General features: G+C 55.6%; 21 protein-coding genes and 1 pseudogene. 21 read left to right on the top strand and 1 reads right to left on the bottom strand.

Annotated elements, in window-relative coordinates:
• The first annotated feature begins 1 nt into the window (after position 1).
• The 12 genes from QZQ46_RS03755 to QZQ46_RS03700 all read left to right on the top strand — a co-directional run bounded on the left by QZQ46_RS03755 (position 2) and on the right by QZQ46_RS03700 (position 8,826).
• Positions 2-1,456: a TrkH family potassium uptake protein gene (locus QZQ46_RS03755; protein ID WP_296826949.1), complete on the top strand. Its 1,455-nt coding sequence runs from the start codon at positions 2-4 to the stop codon at positions 1,454-1,456.
• 109 nt (positions 1,457-1,565) lie between these two features.
• Complete coding sequence (locus QZQ46_RS03750) at positions 1,566-2,615, top strand: GspE/PulE family protein (protein WP_296826947.1); 1,050 nt, start codon at positions 1,566-1,568, stop codon at positions 2,613-2,615.
• Positions 2,606-3,562, top strand: coding sequence for a type IV pilus twitching motility protein PilT (locus tag QZQ46_RS03745; protein WP_296826945.1), 957 nt, complete (start codon positions 2,606-2,608; stop codon positions 3,560-3,562). Before QZQ46_RS03750 ends, QZQ46_RS03745 begins: the two co-directional genes overlap by 10 nt.
• Before the next feature lie 2 nt (positions 3,563-3,564).
• The gene (locus QZQ46_RS03740) at positions 3,565-4,617 is read left to right on the top strand and encodes a type II secretion system F family protein (RefSeq protein WP_296826943.1); all 1,053 of its coding nucleotides are present in this window, start codon (positions 3,565-3,567) and stop codon (positions 4,615-4,617) included.
• 13 nt (positions 4,618-4,630) lie between these two features.
• On the top strand, positions 4,631-4,996 hold the full coding sequence (locus tag QZQ46_RS03735; protein ID WP_296826941.1) for a competence type IV pilus major pilin ComGC: 366 nt from the start codon (positions 4,631-4,633) through the stop codon (positions 4,994-4,996).
• 3 nt (positions 4,997-4,999) lie between these two features.
• Positions 5,000-5,446: a prepilin peptidase gene (locus tag QZQ46_RS03730; RefSeq protein WP_296826938.1), complete on the top strand. Its 447-nt coding sequence runs from the start codon at positions 5,000-5,002 to the stop codon at positions 5,444-5,446.
• Positions 5,443-5,868 carry a hypothetical protein gene (locus QZQ46_RS03725; protein WP_296826936.1) on the top strand — a complete coding sequence of 142 codons (426 nt, stop codon included), beginning with the start codon at positions 5,443-5,445 and terminating at the stop codon, positions 5,866-5,868. The genes QZQ46_RS03730 and QZQ46_RS03725 overlap by 4 nt, the downstream gene beginning before the upstream one ends.
• Before the next feature lie 281 nt (positions 5,869-6,149).
• Positions 6,150-6,689: a hypothetical protein gene (locus tag QZQ46_RS03720; RefSeq protein ID WP_296826980.1), complete on the top strand. Its 540-nt coding sequence runs from the start codon at positions 6,150-6,152 to the stop codon at positions 6,687-6,689.
• Positions 6,686-7,102, top strand: coding sequence for a hypothetical protein (locus QZQ46_RS03715; protein ID WP_296826934.1), 417 nt, complete (start codon positions 6,686-6,688; stop codon positions 7,100-7,102). The genes QZQ46_RS03720 and QZQ46_RS03715 overlap by 4 nt, the downstream gene beginning before the upstream one ends.
• An 11-nt stretch (positions 7,103-7,113) precedes the next feature.
• Entirely contained in the window at positions 7,114-7,860 is a 747-nt protein-coding gene (locus QZQ46_RS03710; RefSeq protein ID WP_296826932.1) for a hypothetical protein, read from the top strand.
• 11 nt (positions 7,861-7,871) lie between these two features.
• Positions 7,872-8,384, top strand: coding sequence for a hypothetical protein (locus QZQ46_RS03705; RefSeq protein ID WP_296826930.1), 513 nt, complete (start codon positions 7,872-7,874; stop codon positions 8,382-8,384).
• Positions 8,368-8,826 carry a hypothetical protein gene (locus QZQ46_RS03700; RefSeq protein ID WP_296826927.1) on the top strand — a complete coding sequence of 153 codons (459 nt, stop codon included), beginning with the start codon at positions 8,368-8,370 and terminating at the stop codon, positions 8,824-8,826. Before QZQ46_RS03705 ends, QZQ46_RS03700 begins: the two co-directional genes overlap by 17 nt.
• A gap of 310 nt (positions 8,827-9,136) precedes the next feature.
• On the opposite strand, the gene QZQ46_RS03695 is transcribed toward QZQ46_RS03700, so the two are convergent.
• Positions 9,137-9,574 (bottom strand): hypothetical protein, encoded by a 438-nt coding sequence (locus QZQ46_RS03695; RefSeq protein WP_296826925.1) that lies wholly within the window; start codon positions 9,572-9,574, stop codon positions 9,137-9,139.
• A 409-nt stretch (positions 9,575-9,983) separates the two neighbouring features.
• Here QZQ46_RS03695 and QZQ46_RS03690 point away from each other — a divergent pair, with 409 nt between their 5' ends.
• The 9 genes and pseudogenes from QZQ46_RS03690 to cbiE all read left to right on the top strand — a co-directional run bounded on the left by QZQ46_RS03690 (position 9,984) and on the right by cbiE (position 17,554).
• Positions 9,984-11,159 (top strand): iron-containing alcohol dehydrogenase, encoded by a 1,176-nt coding sequence (locus QZQ46_RS03690; RefSeq protein ID WP_296826923.1) that lies wholly within the window; start codon positions 9,984-9,986, stop codon positions 11,157-11,159.
• 217 nt (positions 11,160-11,376) lie between these two features.
• Positions 11,377-11,556 (top strand): annotated as a pseudogene (locus QZQ46_RS10575) (AEC family transporter); the annotation flags it as partial.
• Between the two features lie 83 nt (positions 11,557-11,639).
• Positions 11,640-11,813 carry a hypothetical protein gene (locus tag QZQ46_RS03680; RefSeq protein ID WP_296826919.1) on the top strand — a complete coding sequence of 58 codons (174 nt, stop codon included), beginning with the start codon at positions 11,640-11,642 and terminating at the stop codon, positions 11,811-11,813.
• A gap of 69 nt (positions 11,814-11,882) precedes the next feature.
• Positions 11,883-12,881, top strand: a complete 999-nt coding sequence (locus QZQ46_RS03675) for an aldo/keto reductase (RefSeq protein WP_292279160.1) — start codon at positions 11,883-11,885, stop codon at positions 12,879-12,881.
• Between the two features lie 150 nt (positions 12,882-13,031).
• Positions 13,032-13,670, top strand: a complete 639-nt coding sequence (locus QZQ46_RS03670) for a flavodoxin family protein (RefSeq protein WP_296826916.1) — start codon at positions 13,032-13,034, stop codon at positions 13,668-13,670.
• Positions 13,671-13,796: 126 nt separating this feature from the next.
• Entirely contained in the window at positions 13,797-14,843 is a 1,047-nt protein-coding gene (locus QZQ46_RS03665) for a cobalt-precorrin 5A hydrolase (protein WP_296826914.1), read from the top strand.
• Positions 14,844-14,872: 29 nt separating this feature from the next.
• On the top strand, positions 14,873-15,604 hold the full coding sequence (gene cobJ / locus QZQ46_RS03660; RefSeq protein WP_296826912.1) for a precorrin-3B C(17)-methyltransferase: 732 nt from the start codon (positions 14,873-14,875) through the stop codon (positions 15,602-15,604).
• Positions 15,601-16,302 (top strand): precorrin-6A reductase, encoded by a 702-nt coding sequence (gene cobK / locus QZQ46_RS03655; protein WP_296826910.1) that lies wholly within the window; start codon positions 15,601-15,603, stop codon positions 16,300-16,302. Before cobJ ends, cobK begins: the two co-directional genes overlap by 4 nt.
• A 34-nt stretch (positions 16,303-16,336) precedes the next feature.
• The gene (gene cbiE, locus QZQ46_RS03650) at positions 16,337-17,554 is read left to right on the top strand and encodes a precorrin-6y C5,15-methyltransferase (decarboxylating) subunit CbiE (protein ID WP_296826908.1); all 1,218 of its coding nucleotides are present in this window, start codon (positions 16,337-16,339) and stop codon (positions 17,552-17,554) included.
• The last annotated feature ends 25 nt before the right edge of the window (positions 17,555-17,579 follow it).

The raw sequence follows: 17,579 nt of genomic DNA, 5'->3' as shown, positions 1-17,579 counted from the left end.
CATGGACAGACATATCTTGTTCTATCTCGTCGGCAGGCTCATTCTGGTCAACGGCCTGGGTCTGATCATTCCGCTCATCGCCGGCCTTTTCTGGGGGGAAGCGGGGCTGCTCTATTTTGGGCCGCCGCTCATTACGGCTGCCTCCTTTTCCGCCTACTGTCTCTATCGGGGCCGCCATCACAAGCGGCAAGTCGGGGCCGGCGAAGGCGCTTGGTACATGGTCCTGGTTTGGCTCATCCTGAGCCTGGTAGGCATGATGCCTTACGTCATGGCCGGTGTTTTTGCTTCTCCGGCCGATGCCTTTTTTGAAAGCGTATCGGCTTTTACGACGACGGGGACATCGGCCCTTCCTGACGGCGGTGCCAGCCTTCCGGCGTCGCTCCTCTTGTGGCACAGCCTCATGGGCTGGCTCGGCGGCTTGAACTTCATCCTCATGCTGGCCTCGGTCATGCCCTTGGTCAGCGGTTGTTTCGGCCTGACCTTGTCGGTCCATCAGAGCGTTTCTTTCAGCCCTATGGTGGCCAGCATGCAGGACGCGGCCCGCAAAGTGGGCTGCATATACTTGGCCATTACCGTCTTTTCCATGGTATTGTATTGGCTGGCCGGCCTGTCGCCGACGGCAGCCGTCAACCAGGGCCTTATGACGTTGTCGACGAGCGGCGGCGATTCGCTCTTTGATTTTTTCCGCTACGACAATCGAGCCCTCGAAGGAGCCGCTGTCATTTCTATGCTCCTGGCCAGCGGCAACTTTCTCTTGTACTGGAAGGGCTGGGAGCGGCGCAGTCTGAAAATCTTCTTTCACGACGCTGAACTGCGGTACTTTTTAATCCTCCTCTTCGGTGTCAGTGCCGTCGTATCCTTCCACTTGTGGCACTACGGCGTCTATGACGGCTGGGATAATCTGCGTTACGGCTTTTTCCAGGTCTTATCCTTTGTCAGTACTAGCGGTTTTTCTTCGACGACGACGGCCGCCTGGCCGGAATTCGATAAATACGTCCTCTTTTTACTGGCCTTTATCGGCGGTTGTATCGGTTCGTCTACGGGGGGCCTCAAGGTTATGCGCTTCATGGTCCTGTTTAAAATGACGGCTCAGGAACTGCGCCGGACCCTCCATCCCCATATGGTCATTTCTTTGAAAATAGACGGCGTCCCTGTCGATATGAAAATCGTCAGCCGCGTCCTCAGCTACTTCTTCTTAGTCATCGTGACTTTTTTCGCCTCTATGCTGATTATTTCCTTAGCCGGCGTCACGCCTATTCAGGCCATGGGAATGGCTGTCGGCTGCCTGTCCAGTGTCGGTTCGACGATGGCCCTCTTCGGCGTTACCGATATTGCCGGCCTGCCGGCGTGGACGAAAGTTTACTGCGGCTTTTTGATGATTTTGGGCCGCGTCGAAATTTTCCCCATCCTCCTGGTCATCCAGCATAGTATGAGTTACGTCTGGCGCCGTTGGTAAACCTCGGTAAGAAAGTGCTGTGGACGATCATGGCTTCGTTAAAAAACAATTAAATCGCCTTAGGGTATCTCCTTTTCGTGCTATGCTAGCATGGAAAGGAGATTTTTTTATGGATGTGAACGTGTTATTTCAGCAGGCTGTCGCTGCCGGTGCCAGTGACATTCATATCGAGCCCTTAGATGAGGCTGTGCGCATTCGCTGGCGAAAAGACGGCGTCCTCCAGACGGCAGGCAGTCTTCCTCGAAAGAGTCTCGACAATATTGTCAGCCGCATCAAGGTCCTGGCCGGCCTCGACATTGCCAACCGGAGGCTGCCCCAGGACGGACGCATCGTTTGGCAGGACGGCGGGCGGCGTCTGGACCTTCGCATCAGTACCTTGCCGACCGTTCGCGGCGAGAAAATCGTCGTCCGCATCCTCGACGGCGAGCGTCTGCCTCTTCAGTTGTCGGCCCTCGGCATGGACGGTGATGCCTTAGCTTGTTTAGAGAAACTGATTCGCCGCCGGCAGGGGCTGATCCTCATTTGCGGGCCTACGGGGAGCGGTAAGACGACGACCCTCTACGCCGCCCTTCGCCATATTCAGGACGAAGCCCTCAGCATTGCAACCTTAGAAGATCCGGTAGAAATCCTAATCGATGGCCTGTCTCAGAGCCAGGTTCAACCTAAAGGAGGCATGGTTTTTCAAAACGGGCTGCGGGCCTTACTGCGCCAAGACCCGGACGTCCTCGTCGTCGGCGAAATCCGCGATGGGGAGACGGCCCAGATCGCCGTCCGGGCGGCCTTGACGGGACACGTCGTCTTCAGTACCCTTCATGCGCCGAGTGCCGTCGAAGCGGCAGTTCGCCTGAGCGACATGGGCGTTGCCCCTTATTTTGTGGCCGACGCCTTGACGGGCATCGTCTCGCAGCGCCTGGTCCGCCGTAAAACCGCCTCCGGTTCATATGAAGGGCGATTTTGTCTCTGCGAAGTCGTCCCGGCCGGGCCATCTTTTAAAGAGGCCTTTCGGCGCCGTGCCGGCCTTCCGGAATTGACGGCAGGGGCAGAACGGGACGGGGCCGTCCTGCTGCCGACTGTTGTACAGCGAGCCCTTGAAATGGGACTGACCGACGAAGCTGAAATCCGCCGCGTCTGTGAGGGAGGCCGGGACCTATGGACATGACCGGCCTGATGGAAAAAGCGATTGCCGGTCGGGCTTCTGACCTTCACCTCCAAGAAGGGCGGCCGCCTATGATGCGGGTGGCGACCGGTCTTTCTCCTGCTTCTAAAGAGCCCTTGGACCGTTCCAGCATGCACCGGGCTCTGGAGGCTGTCGGCTGGTCCGGTGAGCATGACGGCGACGGGGCCTTCTCCTGGAAGTCGTCTTTGCGCTGCCGCCTTCACGTCTGCAGGGAACAAGCCGGCCTGCACCTGGCCATTCGCTTTCTCTATCCCATAGAAGACCTTCCGGAAGATCGGGACCAACTTTTTTTGACACGTCTCGGTACCTTGTCGAGCGGACTGGTCCTGGTCTCGGGGCCGACAGGGAGCGGTAAGACGACGGCTCTGTGGCGGATTTTACACGGCATCAATGAGCGGCGCCGCTGTCACATCGTCACCTTAGAAGACCCCATTGAATACGTAGAAGCGGGAAAAGAGGCACTCATTACGCAGCGTGAATTGGGCCGTCATTTTTCATCCTTTGCGGAAGGCATTCGCCAATCCTTGCGGCAGGACCCGGACGTTATCCTCATCGGCGAAATGCGTGACCGGGAAACGATGGACGCCGCCTTGACAGCAGCTGAAACGGGGCATCTCGTCTTTTCCACCCTTCATACGCCGTCAGCCGTCCATACGGTAAGCCGTATTGCCAGTACCTATGGGGTCGACGGGCAAGATGAAGTCCGGCACCGCCTGTCCATGGTCCTTCAGGCCGTCTTGTCCCAACGGCTCGTCGTCTGCGGAGAAGCCTTGGCTGTGGCCCGGGAAATTTTAGTCCGCACGCCGGCTGTATCTCAGCTCATTCGCAGCGGCAAGGAACATCAGCTGCCGACGGTCATGCAGACGGGAAGTGCCCTTGGCATGCGGACCATGGACCAGGCTCTGGTCCGATTGGCGAAGGGAGGCTGACTATGGTTACGGCATCGCCGCGCCTTGATGGAAAAAATCTGGCTTTTTTCTTTCGCCAACTGGGAACCCTTTTAGCCGGCGGCGTACCTTTGGTGCAGGCCTGGAAGCTCTTAGCAGCAGACATGAAGAAAAAGCGTCGTCAGGCTCTTTTGACGGCAGCCCTTCACATGGAACAAGGCGTCCGTCCGGCTATGGCCATGAAGCGTTGTCAGGCCTTTCCTGAATTGGCCTGCCGCCTTGTCGAAGCGGGGGAACAGTCGGGAAATTTCGATGCTGTCTGTCAGGTCCTGGCTGATTTCTATGAACGAGCCGACCGGGACCGTCGGGCTTTTATCGAAGCCATAGCCTATCCCGTTTTTTTGTTGGCCTGTCTCTTCCTCTTGATGACGGGTGCCGTGTTTTTCATCATTCCCGTCTTCGTCGACATGATGGCTCAGATGAACGTCCCCGTACCGAAGGGGACGCAGTATCTCTTGGCAGCTTGTGACTGGCTGCAGCAGAAGGGAATCTACCTGCCCTTGGTGATTGGTTTTACGTTTTTTTTCCTCCATCGGGCCTGGCAGGACGATACCTATCGCTTGTCTATGGAAAAAGCCGTCGTCCGTATTCCCTTCGTCCGTCCCTTGTTTCTGGTCTGGGCCTGGCAGCGATTCAGCCGCGTCTTAGCCGTTCAGCTATCCGGTGGGATTCCCTTGCTGGAATGCCTGTCCGGCGCCGGGGCCGTCGTGCCGTCTCGGCTGTTTCAGACCTATGTCCGGCACCTCGCCTTTATGCTGGAACGGGGTCAGACCTTTAGCCAGGCCGTTCACAGCAGTCCCTACGGCACGGCCTACATCGAGACCATGCTCACCGTCGGCGAGATGACCGGCAAGTATGACGATGCCTTAGGGGCCATAGCCGCTTATTATGACAGCCGTCTCCGTCAGTGGGCGACCGGCCTTCAGCGCTGGCTGGGGCCGATGGTTCTCCTGATCGTCGGCATCTTCATGGGCTTTTTGATGTTTTCATTACTACTGCCTTTACTCGATATGGCGTCTTCCGTTGTTACTTCCTGAAAGGAGTTTTATCATGACCCTGCGAAACGGTTTTTCTATGCTGGAAATGTTAATTTGTGTCTCAATCATCCTGGTCTTTGCCTCGTTTGCCGTGCCCAAGTTTACGTCGGCTACTAAGACGGCGCAGGAAGCCAAGGTACAGGCCGATATCCGCACCATCAGCAATGCGGCGGCCTTGTATGAAATCGACCACGGTGAATTCCCGACGACTGTCGATGAATTGGTCACGGCCGACAGCGAAGGGCGGCAGTACCTGCAGTTTAAGCCGCTGACGCCGGATAAAGAAGAATATCGCATCGAAAATGGCGTCGTATCTGCCGATTATAACGATAAGCATTATTCTTCCGACTCCGACGCAGGCGTGCCGGCCGGAACCTAAGCGATGGAACTCTTCGCCCTTTGGTACGGTCTGGCTTTCGGGGCTGCCGCTGTCATTACCTATACCGACATCAAGGCCTATTGGATTCCTGACACCCCGGTCCTCATCTTGGCGCTGGTCAATCTGTTGGCCCTGTGCCTGGACCTGGTCCGACCATCGATCCTGGCCGTCAGTGCGACGATTTTCTTTTTTCTCCTCCTCTATGGCCTGTGGCCGGACAGTATCGGAAGCGGCGACATCAAACTGGCCCTGGCCCTTGCTATCGGCTGTCCGGCTGGCGGGGCCTGGATCATGACCGTGGCCTCATTTTTGCTGGCCACCATTATTGCCCTCATCTGCTGGGGAATAAAGGGGAAGACCATGCTTCCCTTCGGACCTTTTCTTCTCTTGGGATGGTGGCTTTCCCAGGAACTCCATTTTAATTGGCTGACGGCAGGAATGGGCTTATGAAGCCTAAAAACGGATTCATTCAATTTACCGGCCTTGCGGTATCCTTAGCCGTTCTCGGCCTTTATGCGGCCCTGGCGATGAGCAGCAGCCAGACCCTCAGCCGTCATCAGACCGTGGACAGCCTGGTTCGCAATCTGGTACTCGATATGGAAGTCGTTCGCCAGCACAGTATGGGCAATTCCTTTGGCGACGGCTACTGTAAATTGATTCTGAAAGAGGATCACTACTTAGTGCAGCATCTTTACCGGGCCAAGAAAAAAAGGCCCTATCCGACGGGCCTGCGAGTGACGAAAGGAATGGTGCAGTTCGATGTTTACGGTCGTCCGAAATATAAGATGGTGGTCGTCGTTTCTTCGAAAGAGGATCGCTATGAACGGCGCATCGTCGTGGCGGCCCAGACCGGGCGCATTCGCATCGAGTAGGGGCAACGGCTTTTTCTTCATCGCCGACGGTATGATTGCCTTAGTCATCGGTGCCGGCTTGTTCTTGGTCGCCGGAAGTCTGGCCGTTCAGGCGATGGAAATCCACCGTCGGGCGGAAGTGAAGTATCAGGCGGCCATGGTCGGCCGTCAGGCCATGGAGTTATGGAAGGCCGAGCAGCCCCTGCCGCGGGAAATTGAGCTGTCCGGTCACCGCTATGAGATTCGCTGCCGAAAGGATAGCGAAGAAAACGGGTATGTCCTATGGGAAGTTGAAGTAGGTGATGAAGGTGGAACCCAATTTTCTTGTCGGCGACTGGCACCGGCCGCGCTGCCGAGCCAACGGCTGGATGATGACGGAGTTACTGTTGGCCATGACCTTAGTCGTCCTGGCCGTGACGGCCTTCCTGCCCCTGGTCAGTCAGACCGTGCGCCTCGATAGAAAGGCTCAAATTAAAGAGGCCTTGCTGCGGCAGGCGGTCAGCATCGAAGAGACCTTGTTCCAAGAATTGACCTATGGCTGTGATATTACGGCGGCACCGGACAGCCTTCGCTTTAAAACGCCGCAAGGGCGGAAAAAGGGCTTTATCCTATCGGGAGAAACGCTCTTTATCCGGCTCAGTGATGGCTCCTATCAGCCCCTCAGCGGCGGTGCCGGTACGATGAAGGGCTGCCGGATTTTGATTCGCCCTCAGGGGAGGGAACCGGCCTTTTCCCGAAAAGAGCAGGCCATCGCCGTATCGCTCCTCCTCGTCGAGGAAGAAAGCGGCCTGTCTCTGCCAGTCAAACTTATGGTAACGTCGTTAAATGAAGGAAGTCGATGAATACGCGAAACGGATTCTTTTCTTTTTCTATCATCGCCCTGGCCGTCCTGACCTTGTCCCTGATTATGACGACGGCCTTGGTGTCCTTGAACTCTCTGCGTCTGGCCAGCCTCTATGAGAAGAAAGTCCGCCTGCACTACTTGGCGGAAAGTGCCGTCCTCGAAGGCTGGCAGACGGTGCAGCAAAATCCGGCCCCTTATGTTTCTGGTCAGCCCGTGGCGGTTCCCCAAGCGGCCCAGCTTGCCGAAAAGGGGGAAGCGGTATCTGTCGAAAGTCGTTTTGAATACGGGTATATAATGGGCCTGGCTGTCGATGAGGAGGAAGACTTAGAACAGACATGCAGCCTTTTCTTTGAAGTCGCAGTAAATGAAGCGGGTCAGTATGAACTGCGGTTTATCCGTTATCAGGAATGAGAGGTGATTCCATGTGGTGGCGCAGAAATGCGTATCTCTGGCTGGTCGGTCGGACGATTCGGGTCTTAAAATTGACCCGCCAGTGGTACGGTCCCGTCGCTTTTTGTCAAGGCCACACCGAGTGTGAGCGGCAATGGAAGAAGGACTGGCTCGACTCTCCTGATGAAATTCGGGTTAAAATGCCGCTGCTGCTGGACCGCTACGGCCTTTCCGGCTGGCGAGTCCATGTCGTCGTCGCAGGTCCCTCTCTCCTCTGGAAGGGCCTGGCCTTAGCGACGGAAGATGCCGAGGAAGCCCGCGGGCTCATTACCGGTGCCGGCTTATTGGATGAAGAAGGACGGACCTATCTCTTTGACGCCGCTTGTCCTGAAAAAAATTCCGAAGGCCTCTATGATTGGATCGTCGGCGCTTACCCGAGGGACTGTCTCGACGCCTTGTGCCGGTCCGTCGTCGACAGCGGTGCCGTCATCGCCTCGCTGGACCTCCTGCCTTCTTTCTTAGGACGACTCCAGCCGGATGGCGAGGGAATCCTTTCTTTTTGGGAAGGGAACGAAGAGCATCGAGTCCATCTGAAAAAGGGGCGGCCCTGGGCCTATGACGTCGCAGAGCGGGAGCTCTTAGCAGAAGGTTCATCGGTCCTTACCTGGAAGGAGAAAGAGGACGGTGAAGGCCGGCCGTTAATGCCGACGGCGACTGTGACTAAGGTCATGAACACCTATGACTTGTCGCAGGCGACGGCGTCCTTAATCGAATTATAAGGGAGCGTAGAATGATGAAATGCAACTTGATACCGCCTGAATACGGCAAGCCTCCGGGCCTTTGGATGAAGCCTCTTACCCTGGGTTTCTTGGCGATGGCAGTACTCTTTTTGGCCGGTGGGACTTTTTTTCAATATCAGATACGGCAGGAGAAAATCTATTATCAAACGGTCCTTCAGCCAATCCAAGAGACCATCAAAGGCCATAACGACCGGATTCGTCAAGGCCAGGCCTTGGTGGAGCAGCAGGCTAAATTGCGGCAGGATTCGTCTTTTTCCTGGCCCGTCCTCATCGTCGACCTGGCCCTTTCAAAGCCGGATACCGTCGTCGTGACCAAGGTCAGCGGCCGCGATACAGGTGCCGTCATCGAAGGCGTGACGGCGACTTCCGACGGAGCACAGAAGTGGCAGCGCAGTTTGCAGTCCCGTGGCCGGTATAAGGCAGCTGTTACCCGGATGCAGCCAAAGAGCGGCGAAAGCATTCCCTTCTCCTTAGAGGTCATCTGTCATGAAGATAAATCGTAAAGGCAGGCCTTCGTCGTGGCTGGCAGCCGCCATGATATTGGCCGCTCTCTCCGGGTGCTACGCTTTTGTTTCGTATCAGTCCTGTCAGGCATGGCAGGGGCTTCGCGGTCCCCTCCAAGCTCATGCCGATAAAAATCTGACGCCTTCATCCTCGTTCAAGGAGCCTCCTGTCGTCGATACAAATCAGACTATTTCTGACTTGATGGACCGTCATGGCCTGACCCTCTTGTCGTGGCATCAGGCCCGGCAGGGCGAGGGGCAGACCGTGACCGTAGAAGGAAAATTTGCCCCCATCCTGTCCTTCCTCAACGACTGGCAGCAAGGGGCGCCGGACGGATCCTGCAAGGTCATCGAATGGGTGCCGAGCGGCGATAATACGGTCCTTACCGTCGAAATCTGTGGAAGCCGTAAACTGCCGCTGGCTGATAAAAAGGGCCGCTGACGGCGAATTCGATACGATGAACGCAAAGGTGGCCCCTTATTTTTTGAAAGGCTAATGGGAAAAAATCAGAAATTAAGATGAAAAGAATTGAGAAAATATCAGCGGCACAGCTCAATCGAAAAGGCCCGGGATGATGGAAGTGATCCGTTATCCCGGGCCTTGGTCGTAAATGAGGTGCCGAAAAAAGATAGCCAAATCGAAAAAAAGACAGTCCCTGAGAACCGGTCCGGAGCATTCCGGATTCCGCTGCGGCGGAGGTTCTCATAGGGACTGTCTTTTTTAGCATGGTCGCCGGGAGTGAGGAGGGAAATTAGTCGCCCCAGTCGATCATGTCGTCAATGAAGGCGTCAATTCGGTCCTGCTGTCGTTCTTCCGGTGTCTTTTCCCGAGGGGCTGCATAGCATGGGCCGTGGTGATGATAGGCGCCGCGGCGGCCGCCTTGGCGGTAATGGGGATAGTAAGGCAGGGTATCCTGATGGAAAAAGGTTTCCGTATTGTACGTGTGGACGGCCTTGTTGTATTGGTCGACGGCGTCTCTTCGCCGGGCCAGGAGTTCGTCGATTTGTTTATCGACGTCGCGGACATAGGTATCTAAATCTTTCCGATAGGCGTCCATTTCGGATCGGCTGGCCATCTCCGCTGAGAAGGGTTCATGGCTGCTGGAAAAACGTTCTTTGGCATCTGCGCCGAGGGGCAGGGCCATTGCCAGGGAGGCTAGGATGGCAATCGACATCATTTTTTTTGACATAGCGTGTAGTCTCCTTTTTTACATAAAATACATAATCATTATACCTTATTTTTACACCTGACCTCAAGTTCTATTCGGAAGTCATGACCATAAGGAAAATCTTTCCCTTTCCCAAACATCATCTGCGTCCTTGTTTCGGGGGAGGGCGTTCAAAGCCGCTCCGGCTGATAAGCGAATAGGAGGGGCGGCCGGACTTTTCAACCGAATTTTCGGCTGAAGGCATTTTTTAGAAAAAGTTTTCAAAAAAGACTTGACCGGTAGTTAATACCGGATGATAAGATGAGTTCGTACCTGAGGTGAAAGGCCGAGACAGCCCTGTTTTTAAGCCTTTTTGGAAGGTTCGGTACTTTTTGTTGCTGTTACACAGCCCTTGGCTGTTATGGATAGATATTGGATAGGAGACGATGACATGGAAAACTTTGTTTTTGAAAATAGTACGAAAGCCTATTTTGGCAAACACTGCGTCGGTCAATACTTACCGGAACTGTTGTCCCATTACGGGAAGAAGGTCATGGTGGCCTATGGCGGCGGCTCCATTAAGCGGACCGGCATTTACGAAGAAATCATGGCGATTTTGACCGACGCCGGGAAGGACGTCGTCGAATTTTCGGGCATCATGGCCAATCCGACCTATGCTAAAGTTCTCGAAGGGGCGAAAATCGCCAAAGAACAAGGCGTCGACCTCATCTTGGCCGTCGGCGGCGGATCGGTCATGGACTGCTGCAAGGCCGTGTCCCTGGCTGCTGTCTATGACGGTGACGTGTGGACTGATTTTTGGGCTAAGGCCGGCACCATCGAAGCAGAGCCCTTGCCCTTAGGCATCATTATGACCGTTTCCGGGACGGGCAGTGAAATGAACGGCGGCGCCGTCATTACCAACGAAGCCTTAAAGATTAAGACCGGCCGCGATTACCCGGCCCTCAACGCTCAATTTGCCCTCCTCGACCCGCTCTACACCTACACCGTTCCTAAACTGCAGATGATTTCCGGAGCCTTTGATTCTTTTACCCACATGATGGAAACGTATTTCAGCGCCCCCGATGTCGATAATGTGTCGGACAGCATTAACGAAGCACTCATGAAGAGCGTCGTCCGCAATCTCCGCAGGGCCATCGAAAATCCGCAGGACTATGAAGCCCGCAGCAACTTGGTATGGCTCTCGACGATGGCTGAAAATCGCATCCTCAAATTGGGGAAGAAAGGCGATTTCCAAGGTCATATCTTAGAGCACTCCCTGGGAGCCTTTACGGACTGCAATCACGGCTGCGGACTGGCCGTCCTCTTGCCGGTCTATTACCGCCATATTAAGTCGGCCGGGGCGGAAAAATTTGCCCGCTTTGCCAGCGAAGTATGGGGCATTTCCCCGGAAGGGAAGACGACGGCAGAACTCGCCAATGACGGCGTCGAAGCCTTGGCGGCCTTCGTGAAGGAAATCGGCCTGCCGACGACCTTGCGGGAACTGGGCATGACGGACGACCAAAAGGCGTGGCTGCCCCGGATTGCTGCTGGTTGTGTCGCTTCGCCGGGCAGTTACAAACACCTCGAAGGCGATGAAATCTTAGCGATTTTTGAAGAAGCCTGGTAAAAGGGAGAAGGCGAAGCGATGCTTATTTTACAGCAAATGATTATTTTCGTCCTGCTCATGGCCGTCGGTGCCCTGGCCCGTCGCTATGAGATCCTGACGCCGGCTAATCAGCCGCAGATTACGAAATTGGTGGTCAACATCGCTTATCCGGCGTTACCGGCAAGGGGCCCCGCATCGAAGGGGCAGAGCTGGCATATGCTTTTGGTGTCACCTGGTCATGCTGGTCCTCCTCATGGCCTGTGCCTGGATTCTGCCGCGGATCCTCCGCTATCCCAAGAAGCACTACGGCATCGTCAATGTCATGGTCATCTTCACCAATATCGGCTTCATGGGCGTTCCCATGATCGACGGCATTTACGGGAAGGACGCCCTCATTTATATGACCGTCCTCTTGATTCCTTTTAATATTCTCTTTTTCTCTTACGTTATCCAGACCATCAAAGGAAGTTCTGACAAGAAGGGCCCTTTCGTTGGCAGAGTTTGGCCAATACCGGCATGGGCGCCCTGGCGACGCCGTCGGGGAACATTATCCCCTTGTTGGCGGCCGTTTACAATAAAGATGTCTATCCCGTCTCCGTTCAGGGTATTGCCTTGACGACGGCTGCCGCCGTGGTTACCATGCCAATCGTCGCCGTCGTTACCGGCCTTGGCTGAGAACAGGGGAGATCTTAGCTTAGACAGATTTTGTGATATTTCATGTTACTAAAGAAAGGAAGGATTTTTATGAAAACTCGTACCTTAGGAAAAGATTTTACCGTATCGGCAGTAGGCTTAGGCTGCATGGGCATGAGCCACGGCTATGGACAGCCGAAAGACGTTCGGGAGATGACGGAATTATTGGCCAAAGCCGTCGATGCCGGCTATACTTTTTTTGATACGGCCGAAGTTTACGGGACGGCTGACGATCCCCACGCCAATGAAACCTTGTTGGGACAGGCTTTGAAGCCCTTCCGGAACCGCATCCAAATCGGCACTAAGTTCGGCATCCACTTCGACATGACGTCGCCGGAGCCGAATAAGCCCATCGTCCCCGATGCTCGTCCGGACCTCATCCGCAAGTCCGTGGAAGCATCGCTCCAGCGTCTGCAGACTGACCACATCGATATCTACTACCAGCATCGTCAGGACCCGAAGGTTCCCGTCGAAGACGTAGCCGCCGTCATGGCCGACCTCATGCAGGAAGGGAAGATCCTTCACTGGGGCCTGTCTGAAGTCGACGCCGATACCCTGCGTCGGGCCCATGCCGTCTGCCCGGTCACGGCCGTCCAGAATCGCTATTCCATGATGGCCCGCTGGTATGAAAAAATGTTCCCCGTCCTGGAAGAACTGCAGGTCGGCTTAGTCGCTTTTTCGCCGATGGCCAACGGCTTCCTGACGGCTCGTTACGACGCTAACTCCCAGTTTGATCCGGATACGGACTACCGCCGGAACATGCCTCAGTTCCAGGCCGATGCCATGGAAGAAAACAAGGCTCTCCTGCAGTGGATTCAGGACTTGGCTGCTTCGAAACAGGCGACGCCGGCACAGCTTTCGTTGGCCTGGATGCTCTCTAAAAAGCCTTGGATCGTACCCATTCCGGGAACGACTAATCCGGGACGCCTCCTGGAAAACGGCGGCGCTGCCGATATTGAACTCACGGCAGACGAAGTGCGGAAAATCGACGAAGCCTTGGATAAAATCCAGATGTCGTCCGTCTTTGGCGGTTCGGTTGTGCGCGGTTGATCGCCGTCCGACGGTTCAATGAAGCCGGCGAAGTTTTCAATTCATAATAAAAAAGACAGATGACCCCTTGACTTGGACTCGGTTCCAAGTGATATAGTAAAAATATTCGGTGAGATTCCGGGACAGGGGCCGTCATGAGAGGATGATTCGATGAAAGTATTACTGGTAAACGGCTCGCCTCACAAAGAAGGCTGTACCTATACGGCCCTTCAGGAAGTGGCCCGGACCTTGGAAACCCTCGGCATTGAAACAGAATTCTTTTGGATCGGCGCCAAGCCTATCGGCGGCTGCATGGCCTGTCATAAGTGTAGGGACATCGGGCACTGCGTCATTCCCGATATCGTCAAGGATTTTCGGGAAAAGGCCTTGACGGCCGACGGCTTCGTCTTCGGTTCGCCCGTCCATTACGCGGCCTTGGCCGGCAATATGACGTCCTTCATGGACCGCGTCTTTTATGCCGAAGCCAACGGCAACGGGAATAAGGCTTTTTACTTAAAGCCCGCAGCGGCCGTCATTTCGGCACGCCGGGCCGGGACGACCGTGTCCTTTGACCAGATGAATAAATACTTTACGGAAAAGATAATAAAAAAAGAGATTTTTTGTTCCGAGCAACCTCGACGGGCTGCTCGGAATTTTTTTGTTGTCGAAATACGGAACATGGGCCTTTTGTTGGTCGAGAGGGAGTGTAAGGAAAAGAGGGATATCGATATATGCACCGATATCGGTATATATGGTATAATGTTTCTAGTTTATGAAGGATGGTGCCTGTCAGACCTTTTCTTTGATTAAAACAGGGCCTTCCGTTTTTTATGTTTAGAGCTTTTCCCATTGAAAGCAGGCTTTTGTCCCATCCATCGGACAGGGCTGCATCAGAAAAAAGCATGATAATGCACTTTTTCGGAGAGGAGACAGGTCGTGAAAGCAGTTATTTTTTCCTTTACCAAAGCCGGAACGGCCCTTGGCAGCAGGGCAGCAGCCTTTCTTCAGCAAAATAGCTGGCAGGTCCGCCAAGCGACGCTCGCGAAGTTTGCCGTCCCGCCGGCCGTCTCCTTTGACCCGTCCCTGAGGGAAGAAACGGCCCGGGCTTTTCAATCGGCGCGGCTCCTCCTTTTCGTCGGGGCAGCGGCCATCGCCGTTCGCTCTATTGCCCCTTTTATCCGTAAGAAGGACGAAGACCCGGCGGTTATCGTCATCGACGAAAAAGGGCAGTTCGTCATTCCCATCCTGTCCGGCCATATCGGCAGGGCCAATGAATGGGCCCGTCAATTGGCCAAGGCCATAGGAGGACAGGCCGTCATTACGACGGCGACCGACGTCAACGCCTTGTTTGCCGTCGATGAATGGGCCGCCAAGGCCGGCCTGCGCCTGTCTTCTCTGACGGAGGCCAAGGCCTTTGCAGCCGGCCTTCTCTTAGACGGGAAAGCCGGTCTGTACAGCGACTTTCCCATCGAAGGTCCCTTGCCGCCGGGCTTGGTCGTGACGACGGATTGTGAAACGGGGTTGATTGTGACGACTAAGGAGAAACTGTCCCTTTTTCAAACTTCCGTCATGGCAAGACCGGCTATCCTCCACGTCGGCATCGGCTGCCGCCGCGGGACCGACGCCGAGGCTATTGCCCGGTGGGTCCGGGAGGTCCTGGCTGAAGCCAATCTGTCGCTCGATGCCGTGGCTGACGTCAATACCATCGACGTCAAGCACGACGAACAGGGGCTCTTGACCTTTGCTAAAGAGCGGTCCTGGCCGATTCATTTCTTTACGGCCGGTGAACTCAACGCCGTGCCCGGCGATTTTACGGCATCGGACTTTGTCCGACAGACCGTCGGGACGGATAACGTCTGCGAAAGGGCTGCCGTCAAGGCAAGTCACGGTGGAAGACTCGTCGTTTCCAAAAAGGGCCGTCAGGGCATTACCGTCGCCGTGGCCGCGGAGCCCTATGTGCTTTGCTTTACTGAAGGCCGCTGAGGCCTATTTTTGAATAAGGATGTGATTGTATGAAACCACATATTTACGTCGTCGGCATCGGTCCCGGCTCCCAGCAGGGCATGACCTTGGAAGCCCAAGCTGTCCTTGAAAGCTGTGACTGCATCGTCGGCTACCATACATATATCGATTTGATTCGGGACTATTTCCCTGACAAGGAATTCGTCGTCACCGGCATGACCCAGGAAGTGGCTCGCTGCCGCCTGGTTTTAGAACGGGCCCTTGAGGGCCAGAAGGTGGCTATCGTGTCCAGCGGCGACGCCGGCATTTACGGCATGGCCGGCATCATGCACGAGGTGGCTGCCGATAAGCCGGACGTCGATATCGAAGTCATTCCCGGCGTCACCGCCGCCAGTGCCGGAGCGGCTCTTTTGGGAGCACCCCTCATTGCCGACGTCTGCCTCATTTCCCTGAGCGACCTTTTGACACCGTGGGATAAGATTGAAAACCGCCTCGACTGCGCCGCTGCCGGCGACTTCGTCATCTGCCTCTATAATCCGGCCAGCAAGAAGCGGTCTGACTACCTCGAAAAGGCCTGCGATATCATCCTGCGCCATCAGTCGGCCCATACGCCGGCCGGCATCGTCCGCAACATCGGCCGCGACGGTCAAGACGTCAAGATTCTCACCTTAGGCGAATTGCGAAGCCAGCACCTCGACATGTTCTGCACGGTCTTTATCGGCAATAGCCAGACTAAGGTCCTGAACGGCAAGTTGGTTACGCCCCGAGGCTATCGGTTATGATCGGCCCGGTGTGGATTGCCGGCGGAACGACAGAAGGTCGGAAATTGGCCGGCTACGCTGCCCGTTTTCGGGTAAGGGCCTACGTCTCGGTGGCCACGGCATACGGAGCGTCCCTGCTGCCCGTCAGCCCCTATGTGACTGTCCTGGAAGGGCGCATGGATGAGGAGGCTATGGAAGCCTTCCTTCGGGACAAGAAAATCAGCCTTGCCATCGATGCGACTCACCCTTATGCGACGGTCGTTACCGACAACATCAAGGCTGCCTGTCAAAAGGTCGGCGTCCCTTATCGCCGCATCAACCGGCGGGCCGGAACGTATCGGACGGATGGCCGCACCATCGCTGTCCGCACCGTCGACGAAGCCGTCGAAGTCCTGAGCCATACGGAAGGGTCCGTATTTTTGACGACAGGCAGTAAGAACCTCGACGCCTTTGCCAAGATTCCGGATTATGAAAATCGGGTCTACGCCCGTATTTTACCGGTCAAGGCCTCCCTCGAACGAGCCTTGGATCTGGGCTATCCGCCGGCACGACTTATCTGCATGCAGGGGCCCTTTTCGACGGACCTCAATGAGGCCATGTTCAAAGAAACCAAGGCTCGCTACGTCGTGACCAAAAATTCGGGCCATACCGGCGGTTTCCAAGAGAAACTGAAGGGGGCCGAACGAACGGGGGCGACGGTCATCATCATCGAACGCTGACAGGGAGATTATTTCGTCAGGGAAAGGACTGTATATGCATATCTATGTTATCGGCACCGGGCCGGGCAATCCGGCCTTACTGACTGTAGAAGCGAAACGGGCTATCGAAGCATCGACCCTCCTCGTCGGCGACAAGCGGATGCTGGAACCCTTTGAGGGTTCGGGGAAAGAATTGGTCCGGACCTATCGGCGCGATGAAATCTGCCGTTTAGCTTCCTCCCGGACCGAGTCCGACGGTCCCATGGCCGTCTTAGTATCGGGGGATGTCGGTTTTTTCAGTCTGGCTGCCTTATTAAAGGACATTCCCGGCTGCACCGTGACCCGCCTGGCCGGCATCAGCAGCCTGGTCTATTTTGCCGCCGCCTTGGAAACGTCTTGGAACGACGTCTTCATCGTCAGCCGCCACGGCCGAAAGGAACCGCTCATTCCCGCCGTTCGCCAGCATGCCAAGGTCTTCGTCCTCACCGGCGGCAGCGAATCGCCGGCATCCCTGTGCCGCAGCCTCTGTGACGCCGGTCTCGGAGCCGTGCGGGTTGCCATCGGCTGCAATCTGTCTTATGACGACGAAGTCATCCTTCGCGGTACGGCTGCTGACTTTACGGAAAGAGGGGACGACGCCTTAGCTGTCATGATGATTGAAAACGACGACGCCCGTCTGTGGCAGCGCCCCGTTCACGGCCTGCCCGACGAGGCTTTTTTGCGGGGCAAGGCACCCATGACCAAACAGGAAATCCGCAGCGTGGCTTTGTCGAAACTGGCACCGGCTGCCGATGCCGTCGTCTACGATATCGGTGCCGGCACCGGGTCCTGTACGGTGGAACTCTCTTTGCAGGCGCCCTTTGGAAGGGTCTATGCCTTTGAAATAAACGACGATGCCCTGCGGGTCTTGAAGCAAAATATTGCCCACTTTGACCTGTCCAATGTCACTGTCGTCGCCGGCGATGCCGGTGAACGCCTGAAAGATATCGAGACGCCGCCTGATTACGCTTTTATCGGTGGGACCAAGGGAAGGCTGTCGGCCATCCTCGACGAATTGTACGGCAAAAATGAAGCCTGTGCCATCGTCGTCACGGCCATTACCATTGAAACGTTAGCGGCTCTTACGGCCTATTACGGATCGCGCCGGGACTATGAACTGGACATCACCCAGGTCAGTACGGCCCGGAGCCAAAAGGTCGGTGCCAGTCATCTCATGATGGCCCAAAATCCTATTTATATCGTTACCATTGTCCGTAAGGACGAGATGCGATGACAAGGCCTGTAAAGGAGGTTGACCT

The organism is uncultured Megasphaera sp. (genome assembly GCF_900539295.1).
Lineage (GTDB): Bacteria > Bacillota > Negativicutes > Veillonellales > Megasphaeraceae > Megasphaera.
The sequence above is the reverse complement of the archived record's forward strand: the minus strand, read 5'-3'. Positions and strand labels throughout refer to the sequence as shown.

Coding starts and splice junctions, on each gene's coding strand:
- QZQ46_RS03755 (WP_296826949.1), top strand. CDS start 2: ATGGACAGACATATCTTGTTCTATCTCGTCGGCAGGCTCATTCTGGTC.
- QZQ46_RS03750 (WP_296826947.1), top strand. CDS start 1,566: ATGGATGTGAACGTGTTATTTCAGCAGGCTGTCGCTGCCGGTGCCAGT.
- QZQ46_RS03745 (WP_296826945.1), top strand. CDS start 2,606: ATGGACATGACCGGCCTGATGGAAAAAGCGATTGCCGGTCGGGCTTCT.
- QZQ46_RS03740 (WP_296826943.1), top strand. CDS start 3,565: ATGGTTACGGCATCGCCGCGCCTTGATGGAAAAAATCTGGCTTTTTTC.
- QZQ46_RS03735 (WP_296826941.1), top strand. CDS start 4,631: ATGACCCTGCGAAACGGTTTTTCTATGCTGGAAATGTTAATTTGTGTC.
- QZQ46_RS03730 (WP_296826938.1), top strand. CDS start 5,000: ATGGAACTCTTCGCCCTTTGGTACGGTCTGGCTTTCGGGGCTGCCGCT.
- QZQ46_RS03725 (WP_296826936.1), top strand. CDS start 5,443: ATGAAGCCTAAAAACGGATTCATTCAATTTACCGGCCTTGCGGTATCC.
- QZQ46_RS03720 (WP_296826980.1), top strand. CDS start 6,150: ATGAAGGTGGAACCCAATTTTCTTGTCGGCGACTGGCACCGGCCGCGC.
- QZQ46_RS03715 (WP_296826934.1), top strand. CDS start 6,686: ATGAATACGCGAAACGGATTCTTTTCTTTTTCTATCATCGCCCTGGCC.
- QZQ46_RS03710 (WP_296826932.1), top strand. CDS start 7,114: ATGTGGTGGCGCAGAAATGCGTATCTCTGGCTGGTCGGTCGGACGATT.
- QZQ46_RS03705 (WP_296826930.1), top strand. CDS start 7,872: ATGATGAAATGCAACTTGATACCGCCTGAATACGGCAAGCCTCCGGGC.
- QZQ46_RS03700 (WP_296826927.1), top strand. CDS start 8,368: ATGAAGATAAATCGTAAAGGCAGGCCTTCGTCGTGGCTGGCAGCCGCC.
- QZQ46_RS03695 (WP_296826925.1), bottom strand. CDS start 9,574: ATGTCAAAAAAAATGATGTCGATTGCCATCCTAGCCTCCCTGGCAATG.
- QZQ46_RS03690 (WP_296826923.1), top strand. CDS start 9,984: ATGGAAAACTTTGTTTTTGAAAATAGTACGAAAGCCTATTTTGGCAAA.
- QZQ46_RS03675 (WP_292279160.1), top strand. CDS start 11,883: ATGAAAACTCGTACCTTAGGAAAAGATTTTACCGTATCGGCAGTAGGC.
- QZQ46_RS03670 (WP_296826916.1), top strand. CDS start 13,032: ATGAAAGTATTACTGGTAAACGGCTCGCCTCACAAAGAAGGCTGTACC.
- cobJ (WP_296826912.1), top strand. CDS start 14,873: ATGAAACCACATATTTACGTCGTCGGCATCGGTCCCGGCTCCCAGCAG.
- cobK (WP_296826910.1), top strand. CDS start 15,601: ATGATCGGCCCGGTGTGGATTGCCGGCGGAACGACAGAAGGTCGGAAA.
- cbiE (WP_296826908.1), top strand. CDS start 16,337: ATGCATATCTATGTTATCGGCACCGGGCCGGGCAATCCGGCCTTACTG.